The following is a 17,469-nucleotide window of genomic DNA, read 5'->3' as shown; positions in this document are numbered from 1 at the left end:
CGACACCCTCTGATGCCGCAAGACGGGATGGACACCACCTGATGCCGTTCGAGAACTGGATCGCCTATGTGATCGCCTATGCCGTGATCTCGATCATTCCCGGCCCCAGCGTGTTCATGGTGATCGGGCAATCCCTGTCTCGTGGAACCAGAGCCGCCTTTGCCTGCATCATGGGCGACCTTGCCGGAGGTATGGTCGTCATGACGGCATCCTATCTGGGGCTTGGTCTGCTGCTGGCGTCGTCCAGCATCGCCTTCATGGCGCTGAAATGGGCAGGCGTCATCTATATGGCTTGGCTGGGCATCATGCAGATCCGGGCGGCGCGCAACCTGCTGGAAGTCAAACCCACCAGCACTTCTTCCACCCGGGGAAGCCTCGGTGCCGGCTTCCTGACCGGTGTCCTCAATCCGAAAGCCATCATGTTCTACATGGCGTTTCTTGCCCAATTCATTGAGCCTACCGCCCCGCAACTTCCCCAGTTCATGATCCTCATGGCGACTTCCACTTTGGTTGTCGCCCTCGTGCTTGGTGGGTATGCTCTGCTGGCAGCACGGGTCAGCGCCCGCCTTCAAAGCCTCAGGGCACGGAAGAGAATGGGCTACCTGGGCGGCTCGTGCCTCCTCGGTGGAAGCGGCCTGATGGCGGCAACACGTTAGTGTGCTGCGGGGCACCAAGCCACGCCCAGCTAGAGCTCCAGGACGCCATTCTCCCCTGCCGCGAAGCGTCGCAGCACTTCCGGATAGAGCCGATGCTCCTGCGCCAGCACGCGCGCGGCCAGGGTCTCGGGCGTGTCGCCGGGCAGGATCGGGACCCGTGCCTGGCCGAGGATCGGGCCCGAATCCAGCTCCGGCGTGACCAGATGCACCGTCGCGCCGGCCTGCGCGTCCCCCGCGGCGATGGCGCGGGCATGGGTGTCGAGGCCGGGGTATTTGGGCAACAGAGAAGGGTGGATGTTCAGCATCCGGCCTTCGAAGCGGCGCACGAAGCCGGCGGTCAGGATGCGCATGAAGCCGGCGAGGCAGATGATGTCGGGCCGGGCCGCCAGCAGCGGCTCCAGCAGCGCGGCTTCGAAGCCGGCGCGGTCGCGGGGAAAGTCGCGGTGGCTGACGGCGGCGGTCGGCACGCCGAGCCCGGCCGCGCGCGCGAGCCCGGCCGCCTGCGGGTCGTTCGAGGCCACCAGGACCGGCCGCGCCGGGTGATCGCCGGTCATGCTTTCCACCAGCCGCAGCATGTTCGAGCCGCCGCCGGAGATCAGGATGGCGACGCGTTTCACGCAAGCGTCCCGCTGTAGCGCACGCCTTCGCCGGCCGTCACCTGGCCGATGCGGTGGACGATCTCGCCCTGGTCGGCCAGCAGGGCTTCCAGCGCCTCGGCGCGATCAGTGGCCACGGCCAGGATCATGCCGATGCCGCAGTTGAAGGTCTTCAGCATCTCGGCCTGGTCGATGCCGCCCGCCCGGGCCAGCCAGCCGAAGACCGGGGGCAGCCGCCATGCGGACAGGTCGATCCGGGCGCCCAGCCCTTCGGGCAGGACGCGCGGCAGGTTCTCGGTGATGCCGCCGCCGGTGACATGGGCCAGCGCATGGACCCCGCCCGCCCGGATCGCGGCCAGAGCGGGCTTCACATAGAGCCGCGTCGGCGCCAGCAGCCCCTGCCCCAGCGCGCCCGCGCCGAAGGGCGAATCCGCGTCCCAGCCGAGGCCGGCGCGTTCGGCCACCTTGCGCACCAGCGAATAGCCGTTGGAATGCACCCCGTCCGAAGCGAGGCCCAAGAGCACGTCGCCATCGGTCACGCCGCGGGGCAGCGCCGTGCCGCGCTGCATGGCGCCGACGGCAAAGCCCGCCAGGTCGAAATCGCCGTCGTGATACATGCCGGGCATCTCGGCCGTCTCGCCGCCGATCAGGGCGCAGCCGGCCTGGCGGCAGCCCCGCGCGATGCCTTCGACGACGCGCGCGCCCTCATCGACGCTGAGCTTGCCGGTGGCGAAATAGTCGAGGAAGAACAGCGGCTCGGCGCCCTGGCAGACCAGGTCGTTCACGCACATGGCGACCAGGTCCTGGCCGATGCCGTCCAGGTGGCCGGTATCGATGGCGATGCGCAGCTTGGTGCCCACCCCGTCGGTCGCGGCGACCAGCACCGGATCGTCATAGCCCGCCGCGCGCAGGTCGAACAGCGCGCCGAAACCGCCGAGCGCGTCCATCACCCCCGGCCGGGCGGTGGCGGCGGCGGCCGGCTTGATCCGTTCGACCAGCGCATTGCCGGCGTCGATATCGACGCCTGCGTCCCGATAACTGATCCCGTTCTTCGTCATGGCGGCCCCCGGCTGTGATCTGCGGCCCCCGATAGCCCAAGCGGCGCGCGCAGGCAACGCCACAGCGCGCTTGACCCCCGCCTTGCGGCCCATTACGCAGAAACCACCGCGCGGGCCTGTAGCTCAATGGTCAGAGCAGGGCGCTCATAACGCCTTGGTTGGGGGTTCGAGTCCCTCCGGGCCTACCAAACCATCCCCCACGGCGAACCGGCCCGGAAATGGCGGTCAGGGCTTGGGCGAGGGGAGGATCTCGCCCTCGGCCTCGGCGATTTCGCGCTGCCATTCGCGCCAGATCGAGACCAGGAGCGCCATCAGCACCGGGCCGACGAACAGGCCGACGATGCCCATCGTCTTCACGCCGCCGATCAGCCCGAAGAAGGTCGGCAGGAAGGGCAGCTTGACCGGGCCTCCGACCAGCATCGGGCGGATGGTCTTGTCGACGATGAACAGCTCGATCGCGCCCCAGAGAAACAGCCCCACCCCCGCGAAGACCGAGCCGCTGAACACCAGGTAGATGGAGATCAGCGAGAAGGACAGCGGGGCGCCGCCGGGGATCAGGGCCAGGACGCCGGTGATGACGCCGAAGACGATGGGGGAGGGCACGCCGGCGATCCAGTAGGCGACGCCCAGGATCACCCCCTCGCCGATGGCGATCAGCGTCATGCCGGTGACCGTGGCGCTGATCGTGGCCGGAACCACCCGCGACAGGCGCTGCCACCTGCCGGCCAGGATCCGCTTGCCCGCGCGGTCCACCTGGGCGACGATCTTTTCGCCGTCGCGATAGAAGACGAACAGCGCCACCAGCGTGAACAGGATGTTCAGCGCGACGTGGAAGGTGATCGCCCCCGCGGTCAGCACGCCGCGATAGACCGAGGCGATGCTGGAGCCGCTGATGGCGTGGATCAGCTCGCTGATCGCGCCGGGCCGGCCGATATAGGTGCTCCACTGCTCGTCCAGCCAGGCCCCGGCGCGGGGGATCTCGCGCATCCATTCCGGGGCCGGCGCGCCGAGGCTGTTGACCTCGATCGCCCAGACCACCCAGCTTTGCAGCTCGGCGATGGCATAGAGCAGGGCCAGCGACAGCGGCACCACCAGCAGGCACATGATCGCCAGGACCAGCACGGCGGCGGCGGCGGTCGGGCCGATGCCGGTCTCGGCCACCAGCCGCGCCCGGAGCGGCCAGCTGGCCACCGCGATGATCGTGGCGGCAAGGATCGGGATCAGGAAGCCGTGGAAGAAATAGATCGAGGCCGCGAGGACGCCGAACAGCAGCCAGCGCGCCGCGGAAATATCCGTGACCAGGGGCCGGGGACTCCGGGGGCGCGCCGAGGGCGCGAGGGGACCGTGGCTTTCGTCGGGACCGGCGGTTCCGGCCGGGCTGTTCTGCGCGTCGCTCATCGTCTCTCGTGCTGTTGCCGCCGCCTATCCTGACATCCTTGGGCAAGCTGCGGAATGGTGCAATCGGCCGGCATTCACGATTCCGAAGTCCATCCCTGCCAGAGGCGACGATTGCCGGCCACGGGCATCCGCGCCGAAGATTTCCAGGCCGGGCGACAGCGCCGCATCCGCGACCCCGCCACCACCGGCCCGGCCATAGTGGGGGCGGAAAGTTCCGCGTCAACCTGAAACGCGCGAATCTTCCGGTCATCCCCCGCGTTCTGCCCGCCGCGGGCAGCCGGCGAAGGGGTCATGCGCGCGAATAGCCGGCCGAGGCCGCGATCAGCCGGCGGGTATAGGGATCATCGCCCGCGCCGCGGCGCAGGGCATCGGCGCTCATGATTTCCAGGATGCGGCCCTGCTGCATGACCGCCAGCCGCTCGCACATGTGGCCGATCACCGCCAGGTCGTGGCTGACCATCACATAGGTCAGCCCGTGTTCGGCGCGCAGGTCGGCAAGCAGGTTCAGGATCTCGGCCTGGACGCTGACATCCAGGGCGCTGGTCGGCTCGTCCAGAAGCAGCAGGCGCGGCTCGGCCGCGAGAGCGCGGGCGATGGCGACGCGCTGGCGCTGGCCGCCCGACAGCTGGTGCGGATAGCGGAAGCGGAAGCCGCGGCCCAGGCCCACATCGTCGAGGAGCCGGGTGATGCGGCGGTCGATGTCGCCCATGCCCTGCAGGCGCAGCGTCTCGGACAGGACCGCATCGACGGAATGGCGCGGATGCAGGCTGGCATAGGGGTCCTGGAAGACCATCTGCACGGTCTTGTAGAAGGCCCGGTCGCGGCGGCTGCCGGCGACGGGTTTCCCGGCGACCTCGATCCGGCCGGACCAGCTGTCGATCAGCCCGGCGATGGCACGCAGGATCGTCGACTTTCCCGAGCCGGATTCGCCCACCAGCCCGAAGCTTTCGCCCGGCGCGACACTGAAGGCGGCCGATGTCACCGCCGCCACCCGGTCGGGGTCGTGGCCGAACCAGACGTCCAGGTTCTCGACATTCAGCATGGGCGGCACCGTCGCAGCGGGGGATTTTCCATCCCCCGCACCCCCTGGAGGATATTTGAGGACCAAAGCAGGGGCATGTCAGAGGCCCTCCGGAAGGTCGTCGCGCCAGCTGTCCTGGCGGTGCAGGACCGGCAGGCGGGCCACGGGCGCGTCGAGCCGCGGCAGGCTGTTCAGCAGGCCCTGGGTATAGGGGTGGCGGGCGCGGTGCAGGTCCTGGGCGGGAAGCGTCTCGACGATGCGGCCGGCATACATGATCAGCACCCGGTCGCAGAACTGCGCGACGAGGTTCAGGTCATGGCTGATGAAGATCAGCCCCATGCCGCGGTCGCGCACCAGCCGGTCCATGATGTTCAGCACCTCGGTGCGGACCGAGACGTCCAGCGCCGAGGTGGGTTCGTCCGCGATCAGGATCTGCGGGTCCGGGGCCAGCATCATCGCGATCATGATGCGCTGGCCCATCCCGCCCGAGACCTGGTGCGGATAGGCACCCATCACCCGTTCGGGATCGCGGATCTGCACCGCTTGCAGCATCTCCAGCGCCTTGCGCCGCGCCTCGGCCTTCGCGCCGCCGGCATGGAGGCGATAGGCCTCGATGATCTGCGCGCCGACGGTCATGACCGGGTTGAGGCTGAATTTCGGGTCCTGCATCACCATGCTGATCCGGCTGCCGCGGATCTTGCGCATCCGCCGCTCCGGCAGGTTCAGGATCGACTGGCCGTCGAGCTGCATCCGTTCGGCCGTCACCCGGCCGGGCGGGCGAACGAGGCCGAGGATCGCGCGGCCGGTCATCGACTTGCCCGAGCCCGATTCGCCGACCACCCCCAGCCTTTCGCGGCCGAGATCGAAGCTGACGCCGCGCACGGCCTCGAAGATGCCCTGGCGGGTGGGGAAGCTGACGCGCAGGTCGCGGATCGAGAGAAGCGGCGGGCTCATTGCCTGCCCCCCTTCGGGTCCAGCACGTCGCGCAGCCCGTCGCCCAAGAGGTTGAAGGCCATCGAGACGATGAAGATCGCGATGCCCGGCATCGCCGCGACCCACCAGAAATCGAGGATATAGGTGCGCCCGTCCGAGATCATCGCCCCCCATTCCGGCATCGGCGGCTGCGCGCCGAGGCCGAGGAAACCCAGCCCCGCCGCCGACAGGATGATGCCGGCCATGTCCAGCGCCACCCGCACGATCAGCGACGAGATGCAGAGCGGCCAGATATGCCGGATCAGAAGCCGCATCGGCCCCGCGCCCTGCAGCCGGGCGGCGGCGATATAGTCGGCATTGCGGATGGTCAGCGTCTCGGCGCGCGCCAGCCTTGCATAGGGCGGCCAGGCGGTCAGGGCCAGCGCCAGGACCGCGTTGCCGATGCTGGGGCCGAGCGCCGCGACGAAGGCCAGCGCCAGGATCAGCTTGGGGAAGGCCAGGAAGATGTCGGTGATCCGCATCAGCACCTGGTCGACCCAGCCGCCGGCGAATCCCGCCACCGTGCCGATGAACAGCCCGATCACCGGCGCGATCAGCGCCACGGTGCCGACGATGAACAGCGTGATGCGCGAGCCGTGGATCAGCCGCGACAGGATGTCCCGGCCCAGGTGGTCGGTGCCCAGCCAATGCGCGGCCGAGGGTGGCTGCAGCCGGCCGGCCAGGTTCTGGCTGAACGGGCTTTGCGGCGAAAGCCAGGGCGCCAGGATCGCCATGCCGATCAGCAGGACCAGCACGATCAGCCCCAGCATCGCCAGCTTGTTCGAACGAAACGTCAGCCAGCCCTGATAGATCGCCCCCAGCCGCGCCTGCCGGCGGGTCTGCGGCGCGTCGGAAAGCAGCCATTCGCGTCGGGATTGCGGCAGGGTCTGGTTCATTTCGACCTCGGGTCCAGCACGCGATACAGAAGATCGCTGAACAGGTTCAGGGCGACGAAGCAGGTGCCGACGACCACCGTGCCGCCCAGCACCGCGTTCATGTCGCCCGACAGCAGCGCCTTGGTGATGTATTGCCCCAGGCCCGGCCAGCTGAAGATGATCTCGGTCAGCACCGAGCCCTCCAGCAGCGAGCCGAAGCTGAGCGCGATCACCGTGATCAGCGGCACCGAGATGTTGCGGAAGGCGTGGCGCCAGATCACCGCCCGTTCCGACAGGCCCTTGACGCGCGCGGTGGTGATGTATTCCGAGGACAGCTGCTCCAGCATGAAGCTGCGGGTCATGCGGCTGATATAGGCCAGGCTGTAATAGCCCAGCAGGCTGGCGGGCAGGATGATGTGGCTGAAGGCGTCCCGGAAGGCGCCCCAGTCGCCCGCGATCAGCGAATCGACCAGGATCAGCCCGGTGACATGGGGCACCATGCCGTCATAGATGATGCCCTGCCGGCCCGGCCCGCCGACCCAGCCCAGGATGCCGTAGAAGACCAGCAGGCCCATCAGCCCCAGCCAGAAGATCGGCATGGAATAGCCCACCAGCGCCACCACGCGGGCGATCTGGTCGATGATGCCGCCGCGCCGCGCCGCCGCGACCACCCCCAGCGGCACGCCGATGAAGACGCCGATCAGCGTGCCGAGCGTGGCCAGCTCGAATGTCGCCGGAAAGACGCGCCGGATGTCGTTGACCACCGGCTGGCCGGTCGAGATCGAGCGGCCGAAATCGCCGGTCAGCACGTCGCCGATATAGCGCCAGAACTGGACGTAGAGCGGCTGGTCCAGCCCCATCGCGCGCCAGGCGGCCTCGTATTGCGCCTGGGTGGCGCGGTCGCCCACCACCTTCAGCACCGGGTCGATCGGCATGACGCGGCCGATGATGAAGGTGACCAGCAGCAGCCCCAGCAGCGTCAGCGCCAGCGACAGAAGCGTGCCGCCGATGCTGCGGGCGCGGCGGCGGGCGGCGTTGCGGCCGGGGCGGCCCGGAGGTGGGGGCGCGCCGGGTCCCTGCCCCGCCGGCCCCCCTCCTTGTGGTCCCTGCCCCGCAACCGCGCCGGTATCGGTCACAGCCAAGGTCTATTCGCCCTTGGTGACCTGGCGATACATGACCGAGCTGACCGCGCGGCCCGAGAACCAGTTCTGCACGTTGTCGCGCAGGCCGGTGGGCTCGATGCGCTGGAACATCGGCACGATCGGCGCCTCGGCCTGGTATTGCTTCTGGATGTCGAGATACATCTGGGCGCGGGTATCGGCATCCTGTTCCAGCGTCGCGGCGACGGTCGCCTCGTTCATCTCGTCGGGGACGGCATAGGCGTTGCGCCAGGCCAGAAGGCCGGTCGCCTGCGCCTCGTCGCTGTTGTCCGGATTATAGGCGAAGGTCGCGGCATTGGTGTTCGGGTCGGAATAGTCCGGGCCCCATTCGCCGATGAAGATCGGCACCTCGCGCGCGCGATAGGCGTCCAGGACCTGCGCGCCGGTCATCTGCTCGATGTTCAGCGTCAGCCCGGCCTCGGCCATGCTGGCCTGCAGCGCCTGGGCCACGTCGGTATATTCGCGCAGGTCGCGGACCCGGGTGGTGATGGTGCTGCCCGCCAGCCCGGCTTCCTCGATCAGCGCCTTGGCCTTTTCGAGGTCATAGGTCCAGGGCTGGTCCTCCAGCACGCCCAGATAGCCCTTGGGCAGGAAGGTCTGGTGGGGGACGAACATGCCCTTGAGGAAGCTGTCCGCGATGCCCTGGTAATCGACCAGATGCTTCATCGCCTCGATGACGGCCGGGTTCGACAGGACCTCGTCCTTCTGGTTCAGGCCCATGTAGAGGATCCGGCCGCGCGGCTCGTCCTGGATCCTGATCCCCTCGACATTGCGGATCGAATCCACGTCGGTCGGCGACAGGTTGCGCGCCACGTCGATGTCGCCCTGTTCCAGCAGCAGCCGCTGCGCGCTGGATTCGGCGACGTTGCGCACGATCACCCGCTTCATCGCCGGCGCGCCCTGCCAGTAATCGTCATGGGCGGTGAACTGCACCGCCTCGTTCGGGCGCCAGGCGGCCAGCAGGTAGGGGCCCGAGCCCGCGGCATTGGTCGACAGCCAGGCATTGCCGTGATCCTCGCCCTCGACATGCGGCAGCACGGCTTCCTTGTCGACCACGCTGGCGATATTGGCGGCCAGGCAGTTCAGCACGAAGGTCGGCGCATAGGGCTTGTCCAGGTGCAAGGTCAGGCTGGTGTCGTCGAAGGTGATCTTCTCCTCGACATTTTCCGGCGTGAAGCCGAACTGGGTCAGGATGAAGGCCGGGGTCAGGTTCAGCTTGACCGCGCGCTGCAGCGACCAGGCGGCATCCTCGGCCCGGACCGGATTGCCGGAATGGAAGCTCACCCCCTCGCGCATCTTCAGGGTGATGGACATGCCGTCCTCGGCCACCTCCCAGCTTTCGGCAAGGCTGGGCTTGAAGCCGGCATCGGGATCCAGCGGGTCGAAATCGACCAGCCGGTCATAGGTGTTCTGGTTCACGTCATTGCCCGAGAACTCGAAGCTCTGCGCGGGATCGAGGCTGATGATGTCGTCGATCGTATGGGCGATGACCAGCGTGTCGGCGGGCGTCTCGGCATAAGCGGCGGGCGCGACGGCCAGCGCCGAGGCCAGAAGGATCGCGCGCGGGGTCAGCAAGTGTTTCATGGATTTTCCCTGTGAGTCGTTTCCACCCCCGCTTCGGCGGGGTTGCATGACGTGCAGGTTGGCGCAACTGCGTTCGGCTGGCAAGCCCGCCGGGAATTTCGGTCGCCGCGTCGTGATCTCCGGCAGGGACAGGCCGGGGCACGACAAAGGAAAGCCGGGCGGAGATCATCCGCCCGGCAACTCGTTACAAAATCGGTGAGAGTCAGATTACCCGGAAACCGGCCGCCATGAGTGATCTGGATCACAGAGCCGATCACTTTCCTCGGCCAGATGCTGCCGGGCCGCGCGTCTCCGCGGCCCGGAACCTCCCTGTAGTAGACGACTCCCGTTATTCCGCGGTCACAAGGCCGGCCGCCTCGCAATCCGCCAGGGTGATCGCCTCCAGATCAAGGCCCGAGAAGCCGTCGGCATCGGCATTGCCGTCCGCGCCCTCGGCGCTGTCGGCCGGCACGTCGGTATCGGTCATCGTGGCCGCGTCGTCGGCATCGGCATTGCCTTCGGTGCCGTCGGTCGGCACGGCGCTGTCCATCGTGTCATCCGTGGCAGGCGCATCCGGGGCGGCGGCATCCGCGTCGGCATTGCCGGCGCCGGGATCGACGCTTGCGTCCGCGCCGCCGGCCAGCGTGGCGCAATGCTCGGTCACGGCCGGAAGGTCGGCGTCCGAGATCTCTTGCGTGCCGACCATGGTCTGGCCAAGCGCGGCGGTGCCGAAGGTGACGGCGGTCGCCGCCGCGATGGCAAAGGGTGAAGCGAAAGCTTTCAGGGACATGATTCCTCCTCCTGTCGGTCTTGGTGCGATATGCACGACACCCAACCCCAGAGGCGCGGGCTTGTTCCTGCAAATGCAGGCCCCGGCAGCACACATCATCGCGATCACTGGCGTGAGCGAAGGACGGGCGGGCAGCGGAGGCAGGGTGCAAGCCGCGATGCCGGGACAGGGGAAAGATGGTCGGGGCGAGAGGATTCGAACCTCCGACCTACGGTACCCAAAACCGTCGCGCTACCAGGCTGCGCTACGCCCCGACACAGGCGCTCTTAGCGGATCGCCGGGGCGGAGGGAAGCCCGCTTGCGGCGGCGGCGGGCCGAAAGGGTCGCGGCGATCAGGCCGGCCCCGGCGCATCCGCCGCGGGCGCATCCGCCGCCGCCGCCGCCGCCATCCGGGGCGGCATGTCGTGGCCGGGCAGCATGACCACGCCCTCCATCACCCCGCCCAGGCAGCGGGTCCTGGCGCCGACATCGCGCGCCAGCGCCCGCATCCGCTCGTTGTCGCTGTGCCACAGCATGTGCAGCCGCCGGATGCCCAGCTTGCGGGCGGCAAGGAACATCGCCAGCATCAGCATCTTGCCGAAACCGGATTGCTGATAGGGCCGCTCGACCGAGACCGAGACCTCGGCGCGCTGGGTGGCGCGTTCCGGATCGTCCATCGGGATCAGTTCGCCCACCGCGCGCAGGGTGCCGCGCACGAAGACGCCGAAGACGAAGGCCCGGCGCCAGTCCATGTGGCGGGCATAGCCCTGGATCGCGGCATCGCCGATGGCGGAATGGAAGCGGGCGCGGCGATCCTCGGGCGTCAGGCGCTGCAGGTGATCGGCGTGCTGGCGCCAGTCCCGTGCATTCAGGCCGCGCAGGCGGACACCCCCGCCGCTGGTCTGCGGGAACAGGGTCGCGCTGACCGAATCCCCGAAAAAGCCGCCCTGACGCAATCCGAACATGGCCCGTTCCCGCCCGTTCCCCAAGTAACCGCCGCGCAGCCCGGCCCCAGGACCGGCATCATGCTGCACCGCAGCAAATCTAGGATCGCCGCCCGATCCCGTCAATCGCAACGCGCCCCCGGACCACGGACCGGGACGCAGCGTCGCAAATTTTCCAAGCGTATTTCAATGCGTTGCAGATCGCTCACCGGATCTGCACGTTTCGGTGAGCCTAGCCGCGCAGCCGCAACCCGTCCGCGTCGAAATGGAAGGCACGCGCCGGGTCGGGGCTGAGCCAGACCGTCGCGTCGACCGCATAGTCATGCTCTCCGAACAGGCGCACGGTCAGCAGGCCGTGGTCCTCGGTCAGCACATAGACCAGCGTCTCGCCGCCCAGCTTCTCGACATGGCTGATCCGCCCCTCGATCTGGCCCCCGATCTGCCCCGCCTCGGCCGAGATCGCCAGATGCTCGGGGCGGATGCCCATCAGGTCCGAACGCAGCCCCAGGGACCCCGCCTTCAGGAAATTCATCTGCGGGCTGCCGATGAAGCCGGCGACGAAGGTATTGCCGGGATCGTTGTAGAGGTCCATCGGCCGGCCCACCTGCTCGACCCGGCCGGCGCGCAGCACGACGATCTTGTCGGCCAGGGTCATCGCCTCGACCTGGTCATGGGTGACATAGATCATCGTCGCGCCCAGTTCGCGATGCAGCCGCGCGATCTCGATCCGGGTGGCCACGCGCAGGGCCGCGTCCAGGTTCGACAGCGGCTCGTCGAACAGGAACAGCTTCGGGCGGCGCACGATGGCGCGGCCGATGGCGACGCGCTGGCGCTGGCCGCCCGACAGTTCCGCCGGGCGCCGCGCCATCAGCGGCTCCAGCCCCAGCATCTGCGCGGCCTTCCCGGTCGCCGCCGCGATCTCGGCCCTGGGCGTGCCCGCCTGTTTCAGCGCCAGCCCCATGTTGTCGCGCACCGTCAGATGCGGATAGAGCGCGTAGGACTGGAACACCATCGCGATCTCGCGCTTCGCCGGGGCCAGCTCGTTGATCCGCGCGCCGTCGATGGCGACCTCGCCCGAGCTGACATCCTCCAGCCCCGCGATCATCCGCAAAAGCGTCGATTTCCCGCAGCCCGAGGGGCCGACGAAGACGCAGAACTCGCCATGCTCGACATTCAGGTCGACGCCGGCGATCACCTCGGTGGCGCCGAAGCTCTTGGTGACATTGGACAGGGTCAGGGCTCCCACGTGGCGCCTCCTTTACAGTTTCACCGGCGCGCCCGTGCGCACGCTCTCATCCGCGGCCAGGCAGACCGCCAGCGAACGCAGCGCGTCGATCATGTGCCGCGTCAGGTCCAGGTTCTCGACGATGGCGCGGGCCATGAAGGCGGCCTGCGTGTCGCAAAGCTGCTGGTGGCCGGGCTCGCTGGCCATGGACAGGTCCCGCTGCCCCTGCCCCACGCGATGGATGCGCAGGGTCGAGGTCTTGGTATGCGTGTCGATGTCGTCCGAGCGCGCGCTGTCCGGCATCCGGATCGAGACCGCGCCATTGGGGCTGACCACGTCCTTCACGAAGAAGGCGGTGTCCGACATCATCGGCCCCCAGCCCGCCTCGTACCAGCCGACCGAGCCATCCGCGAACAGCACCTGGAAATGGCCGTAATTGTACATCTCGGGCGCGATCTCGTCCGAGAGGCGCAGGCCCATGCCGCGCACCTCGACCGGGGCGGCATCGGTGATCTGGCACATCACGTCGACATAATGGACGCCGCAATCGACGATCGGCGGCGTGGTCCGCATCAGCGCCTTGTGGATCTCCCAGCTGGGGCCGCTGGATTGCTGGTTCAGGTTCAGCCGGAACACCCAGGGGCCGCCAAGCCCGCGGGCCTCGGCGATCAGGCGCTGCCAGCTGGGATGGTGGCGCAGGATATAGCCCACGACCAGCTTGCGGCCGGTGGCCTGCGCGCAATCCACCACCCGCCGGGCATCCGCCACCGTGGTCGCCAGCGGCTTTTCGACGAAGACATGCGCCCCGGCCCGCATCGCCGCCACGGCGTAATCGGCATGGCTGTCGGAATAGGTGGCGATCACCACCAGATCGGGCTTCAGGCGGGCCAGCGCCTCGGCATAGTCGTGGCTCAGCGGATAGGCCCGCAGCGCGTCGGGCAGGTCGGGCGTGCTGCGGTTGACCAGGCCGACGATTTCGAAGGCCGGATCGGCATGGCAGGCCAGGGCATGGCTGATGCCCATCTGGCCCAGCCCGATGACAAGGGTGCGGATCATTTGACGGCTCCTGCGGTGATGCCGCGGATCAGCTGGCGCGAGAAGATCAGATAGAGGATCAGCACCGGCACGATGGCCAGCCCCAGCGCCGCCAGAACCGCGTTCCAGTTGGTGACGAACTGCCCGATGAAGACCTGGCTGCCCAGGGTGATGGTCTTGGTCGCCTCGGAGGGCGCCAGGATTAGCGGGAACCACAGGTCGTTCCAGATCGGGATCATGGTGAAGACCGCCACCGTCGCCATGGCCGGGCGCACCAGCGGCAGCACGAGGCGGAAGAAGATCGTGTATTCGCTCAGCCCGTCGATGCGGCCGGCGTTCTTCAGGTCGTCCGAGACGCCGCGCATGAATTCCGACAGGATGAACACGGCCAGCGGCAGGCCCTGCGCGGTATAGACCAGGATCAGCGCCGTCAGCGTGTTGACCAGCCCCGAGGCGACCATCATCTGCAGGATCGCCACCGTGCCCAGCCGGATCGGGATCATGATGCCAAGCGCCAGGTAGAGGCCCATCAGCGCATTGCCGCGAAAACGGTATTCCGACAGCGCGAAGGCCGCCATCGCGCCGAACAGCAGCACGAAGAACAGGCTGGCGCAGGTGACGATCATCGAGTTCTGGAAATATTGCAGGAAATCCCCCTGCGCCAGGACGGTGCGATAGCCGACCAGGTCGAAGGTCTCGCGCGTCGGCAGGGCCAGCGGCTCGGCAAAGATCGCCCGGCGCGACTTCAGGCTGTTGACGACGATCACGAAGACCGGAAACAGCGCGATCACCGTATAGAGGATCAGGATCGCGTGGGCGGCGATGCTGCGGGCGGTGGAATGGCGGGCACTCATCGGGGCACCTCAGAACTGATAGCGGCGCAGCCGCGTCTGGATGGCGAACAGGTAGATGCAGACGCCGACAAGGATGATGCCGAACATGGCGGTGGCGATGGTCGCCCCCATATGCGGATCGCCCAGCTGCAACTGGAAGCCGAAGAAGGTCCGGTAGAGGAAGGTCCCCAGGATGTCGGTCGCGTAATTCGGCCCCGCCAGCGCCCCCTGGCTGACATAGACCAGGTCGAAGGCGTTGAAATTGCCGACGAAGGTCAGAACCGAGATGATCCCGATCGAGGGCAGGATCAGCGGCAGCTTGATCTTCCAGAACTGCGACCAGCCGGTCACGCCGTCCATCTCGGCCGCCTCGATCACCTCGTCGGGGATCGACAGCAGCGCCGCATAGATCAGCATCATCGGAATGCCCACGAATTGCCAGACCGAGATCAGCGCCAGCGTGGTCAGCGCATATTCCTCGCGTCCCAGCCAGGGCGCGAACAGCCCCCGCAGCCCGACCGCGTCCAGCATGTTCGGCGCGATCCCCCAGATCGGCGACAGGATCAGCTTCCAGACGAAACCGACGATGACGAAGGACAGGATCGTCGGCACGAAGATCGCCGTGCGATAGAAGGCCGCCATGCGCAGCCGCGGCGAGGACAGCAGCGCCGCCAGCAGGATGCCGACCGGATTCTGGACCAGCATGTGGACCAGGAAGAACCAGGCATTGTTGCCAAGCGCGTTCCAGAAGGCCGCCGACCAGCGCGGATCGCCGAACAGGATGGCGAAGTTCCGCAACCCGACGAAGACCCGGCTGCCCTCGACCAGGCCGAACAGCGACAGGTTCAGCGTGCCGATCAGCGGCACGATCATGATCGCCGTATAGACAAGCACCGCCGGCGCCAGAAACACCGCGATATGCCAGCGAAACGCCTTCCTCCGCGCCATGACGCCTCCTTTCATCTCGGGGCACCCCCCGGCTGTCATCCTCGGGAAAACCCCCGGCTTTTCATCTTGGCGAAAATATCCCCGGGGGGTCCGGGGGGCAGGCAGCCCCCCGGCCTTCGCCGGGCCGCCAGGCCCGGCAGGTCAGCCGCTCACTGCTGCTGCGGCGCGTACCACGAGGCCAGCCCCTCCTGCAGCCGCTCGGCCGCCGCCTCAGGCGTCTCGGTCCCGTTCACGACATTGGCGCTAGCGTTCCAGGTCTCGTTCTCCAGGTTCGGCGTGCCGCGCGACAGGATCTGATAGGTGGACCGGATCGTCGGCTCGCAGCTTTCCCGCCAGCTGACGAATTCCTGCGCCAGCGGGTTCTCCATCTCGACCGGCGTCGCGTTCAGCGAGAAGAAGCCCGGCAGGGCATTGGCGTAAAGCGTCGCGAATTCGGGCGAGCCGACCCATTCCAGGAAGCTCCGCGCGGCTTCGGCATTGGCCGAGGCCGCGTTCAGCCCCAGCGCGATGTCGGTATGGTCGCTGATATGGCAGGTATCGCCCTCGGCCGGGACGGGCGGCGGGAAGGCGCCCATCTCGAAGGCGCCGTCGATCTGCGGGCCGAAGACGCCGATCTCCCAGCTTCCGGCCGGATAGATCGCGGCGCGGCCAAGCGTGAACAGGTTCTGGCTGTCGGGATAGGTCTGCGCCTCGAACCCGTCGCCCAGATAGTCCTTCCAGCGCGCCAGCTGGCGGAACGGCGCCACCCAGCCCTCGTCGGTCAGGCTCGCGCTGCCCTCGATCAGCGCCTTGCGGCCCTCCTCGCCCTTCCAGTAGTTCGGGCCGATGTTCTGATAGCCCATGGTCGCGGCCTCCCACTGGTCGGCGGTGCCCATGGCCATCGGGATATAGCTGCCGTCCTCCTTGATGCGGTCCAGAAGCGCGAAGAACTCCTCCTCGGTCGCCGGCGGCTCCAGCCCCAGCTCCTCGAAGGCGGTGCGGTTGTAGATGAAGCCGTGGATGACCGAGGCCATCGGCACGCAGAAGGTGGCGCTGCCGTCGTCGGTCTGCCAGGCGGATTTCGCCACGTCCGAGAAGTTCTCCATCGCCGCCAGGTCCGACAGGTCGGCCAGCTGGCCCTTGTTGAACAGCTCCAGCGAGGCGTCGAAGGGCCGGCAGGTGATCAGGTCGCCCGCCGAGCCCGCATCCAGCTTGGAATTCAGCACCGCATTGTATTCCGCCGGGGCCGAGGGCGCGAAATTGATGCGGATGCCGGGATGGTCGGCCTCGAAGGCGGGGATGATGACCTCCTGCCAGATCTGCAGGTCGTCATTGCGCCAGCTCTCGATGGTCAGCGTCACGTCCTGCGCGGCGGCGGCGCCGCCAAGGGCGGTGCTTGCCAGCAATGCAAGGCTCAGGCTTCGGGTCATGGTCGTCTCCCTGTCTGTGCGGGCCTTTTGGCGGCCCTTCGGTTGAAATCCGGTCAGTCGACCAGCGGCGCCAGGTGGCCGCCGGTTTCGCTCAGCGCGGCGGCGGCCTCGGCCGGGTCCATGCCGCGCGCCACCAGGATGGCGGGCTTGACCGCGCCGTCGGTGGCGACCAGCGCCGCCTCGGCCATCGGTCGCGGCACCTGCGCGACATCGGCCACGATCCGCGCCGCGCGGTCGATCAGCTTGGCATTGTCGGCGACCAGGTTGACCATGTGGCCGTCATGGACATGGCCCAGCCGGATCGCGACCAGCACCGACAGCATGTTCAGCGCCACCTTCTGCGCCGTCGCCGCCCCCATCCGGGTCGAGCCCGCGACCACCTCGGCCCCGGTATCCAGCAGCACCGGGATATCGGCCAGCTCCAGCAGCGGCACGCCCGCGACATTGGCGAAGCCCGCGACCGTCACCCCGCGCGCCTGCGCGGCCCGCGCCGCCGCCAGTGCATAGGGCGTCGTCCCCGAGGCCGACAGCACCAGCAGCAGGTCGCCCTGCCCCAGCCCGGCCCGCGCGACATCCTCAGCCGCGCTCTCGGCATCGTCCTCGACGCTGCCCTTCATGTGCAGAAGCGCCGCCGCCCCGCCCGCGAACAGCATCGGCGTGCGCTCGGGCGGCAGGCCGAAGGTGCCCGACAGCTCCAGGCAGTCGGCCATCGCCATCAGCCCGGAACTGCCCGCGCCCGCATAGCCCATCCGCCCGCCGCCCAGCAAGGCCCGCGCCCCCGCCTCGGCCGCATCCGCGATCGCCTGCGCGGCGGGCGGGATCGAGCCAAGGGCGGCGACCTGCGCCTCCAGCAGGACCGCCTGGACCTGCGCGGCGGGCTGGGCGTGCAGCCCTGCGGAATCGGAATGCCTGGCTTCGGTCGGTCGGACGGTCATGTGATTCCCCTGTTTCAACCGATAATGCCAAACTAATACCAATTGTAAACCCCCTTTGTAGACACGCCTGAA

17 protein-coding genes and 2 tRNA genes are annotated in these 17,469 nt (G+C 68.1%); 2 read left to right on the top strand and 17 right to left on the bottom strand.

Annotated features, from left to right (window positions below; genetic code table 11):
- Positions 1-41 precede the first annotated feature (41 nt).
- Positions 42-656 carry a LysE family translocator gene (locus tag C9E82_RS16570; protein ID WP_119900421.1) on the top strand — a complete coding sequence of 205 codons (615 nt, stop codon included), beginning with the start codon at positions 42-44 and terminating at the stop codon, positions 654-656.
- A 29-nt stretch (positions 657-685) separates the two neighbouring features.
- Here the strand turns inward: C9E82_RS16570 and purN are convergent, their stop codons facing one another.
- Entirely contained in the window at positions 686-1,273 is a 588-nt protein-coding gene (gene purN, locus C9E82_RS16565; protein ID WP_119900422.1) for a phosphoribosylglycinamide formyltransferase, read from the bottom strand.
- Positions 1,270-2,310, bottom strand: coding sequence for a phosphoribosylformylglycinamidine cyclo-ligase (purM, locus tag C9E82_RS16560; RefSeq protein WP_119900423.1), 1,041 nt, complete (start codon positions 2,308-2,310; stop codon positions 1,270-1,272). Before purM ends, purN begins: the two co-directional genes overlap by 4 nt.
- Before the next feature lie 112 nt (positions 2,311-2,422).
- Here purM and C9E82_RS16555 point away from each other — a divergent pair.
- A tRNA-Ile gene (locus tag C9E82_RS16555) sits at positions 2,423-2,498 on the top strand.
- A 37-nt stretch (positions 2,499-2,535) separates the two neighbouring features.
- On the opposite strand, the gene C9E82_RS16550 is transcribed toward C9E82_RS16555, so the two are convergent.
- From C9E82_RS16550 to C9E82_RS16480, 15 genes are all read right to left on the bottom strand, one after another.
- Positions 2,536-3,708 (bottom strand): AI-2E family transporter, encoded by a 1,173-nt coding sequence (locus C9E82_RS16550; protein ID WP_119900424.1) that lies wholly within the window; start codon positions 3,706-3,708, stop codon positions 2,536-2,538.
- 289 nt (positions 3,709-3,997) lie between these two features.
- On the bottom strand, positions 3,998-4,750 hold the full coding sequence (locus C9E82_RS16545) for an ABC transporter ATP-binding protein (protein WP_119900425.1): 753 nt from the start codon (positions 4,748-4,750) through the stop codon (positions 3,998-4,000).
- Positions 4,751-4,828: 78 nt separating this feature from the next.
- On the bottom strand, positions 4,829-5,683 hold the full coding sequence (locus C9E82_RS16540) for an ABC transporter ATP-binding protein (protein ID WP_119900426.1): 855 nt from the start codon (positions 5,681-5,683) through the stop codon (positions 4,829-4,831).
- Positions 5,680-6,597, bottom strand: a complete 918-nt coding sequence (nikC, locus tag C9E82_RS16535) for a nickel transporter permease (protein ID WP_119900427.1) — start codon at positions 6,595-6,597, stop codon at positions 5,680-5,682. The genes C9E82_RS16540 and nikC overlap by 4 nt, the downstream gene beginning before the upstream one ends.
- On the bottom strand, positions 6,594-7,586 hold the full coding sequence (locus C9E82_RS16530) for an ABC transporter permease (protein WP_119900434.1): 993 nt from the start codon (positions 7,584-7,586) through the stop codon (positions 6,594-6,596). The genes nikC and C9E82_RS16530 overlap by 4 nt, the downstream gene beginning before the upstream one ends.
- 135 nt (positions 7,587-7,721) lie before the next feature.
- Complete coding sequence (locus tag C9E82_RS16525; RefSeq protein WP_119900428.1) at positions 7,722-9,320, bottom strand: ABC transporter substrate-binding protein; 1,599 nt, start codon at positions 9,318-9,320, stop codon at positions 7,722-7,724.
- Between the two features lie 328 nt (positions 9,321-9,648).
- Complete coding sequence (locus C9E82_RS16520; protein WP_119900429.1) at positions 9,649-10,089, bottom strand: hypothetical protein; 441 nt, start codon at positions 10,087-10,089, stop codon at positions 9,649-9,651.
- A gap of 177 nt (positions 10,090-10,266) precedes the next feature.
- Positions 10,267-10,343 (bottom strand) — tRNA-Pro (locus tag C9E82_RS16515).
- Between the two features lie 78 nt (positions 10,344-10,421).
- Positions 10,422-11,033, bottom strand: coding sequence for a GNAT family N-acetyltransferase (locus tag C9E82_RS16510; RefSeq protein WP_119900430.1), 612 nt, complete (start codon positions 11,031-11,033; stop codon positions 10,422-10,424).
- Positions 11,034-11,244: 211 nt separating this feature from the next.
- Positions 11,245-12,258 carry an ABC transporter ATP-binding protein gene (locus C9E82_RS16505; protein ID WP_119900431.1) on the bottom strand — a complete coding sequence of 338 codons (1,014 nt, stop codon included), beginning with the start codon at positions 12,256-12,258 and terminating at the stop codon, positions 11,245-11,247.
- A 12-nt stretch (positions 12,259-12,270) separates the two neighbouring features.
- Positions 12,271-13,293: a Gfo/Idh/MocA family protein gene (locus C9E82_RS16500; RefSeq protein ID WP_183154100.1), complete on the bottom strand. Its 1,023-nt coding sequence runs from the start codon at positions 13,291-13,293 to the stop codon at positions 12,271-12,273.
- Positions 13,290-14,126, bottom strand: a complete 837-nt coding sequence (locus tag C9E82_RS16495) for a carbohydrate ABC transporter permease (protein ID WP_119900432.1) — start codon at positions 14,124-14,126, stop codon at positions 13,290-13,292. Before C9E82_RS16495 ends, C9E82_RS16500 begins: the two co-directional genes overlap by 4 nt.
- Positions 14,127-14,135: 9 nt before the next feature.
- On the bottom strand, positions 14,136-15,053 hold the full coding sequence (locus C9E82_RS16490) for a carbohydrate ABC transporter permease (RefSeq protein WP_119900433.1): 918 nt from the start codon (positions 15,051-15,053) through the stop codon (positions 14,136-14,138).
- 149 nt (positions 15,054-15,202) lie between these two features.
- Positions 15,203-16,462 carry an ABC transporter substrate-binding protein gene (locus C9E82_RS16485; protein ID WP_119899264.1) on the bottom strand — a complete coding sequence of 420 codons (1,260 nt, stop codon included), beginning with the start codon at positions 16,460-16,462 and terminating at the stop codon, positions 15,203-15,205.
- A 53-nt stretch (positions 16,463-16,515) separates the two neighbouring features.
- Complete coding sequence (locus C9E82_RS16480) at positions 16,516-17,397, bottom strand: N-acetylmuramic acid 6-phosphate etherase (RefSeq protein WP_119899262.1); 882 nt, start codon at positions 17,395-17,397, stop codon at positions 16,516-16,518.
- Positions 17,398-17,469: the final 72 nt, after the last annotated feature.

This window comes from Paracoccus sigandri, assembly GCF_003709565.1.
Classification (GTDB): Bacteria; Pseudomonadota; Alphaproteobacteria; order Rhodobacterales; family Rhodobacteraceae; genus Paracoccus; species Paracoccus siganidrum.
Note: the sequence above shows the minus strand (reverse complement) of the source record. Positions and strands in the feature narration are given on the sequence as shown.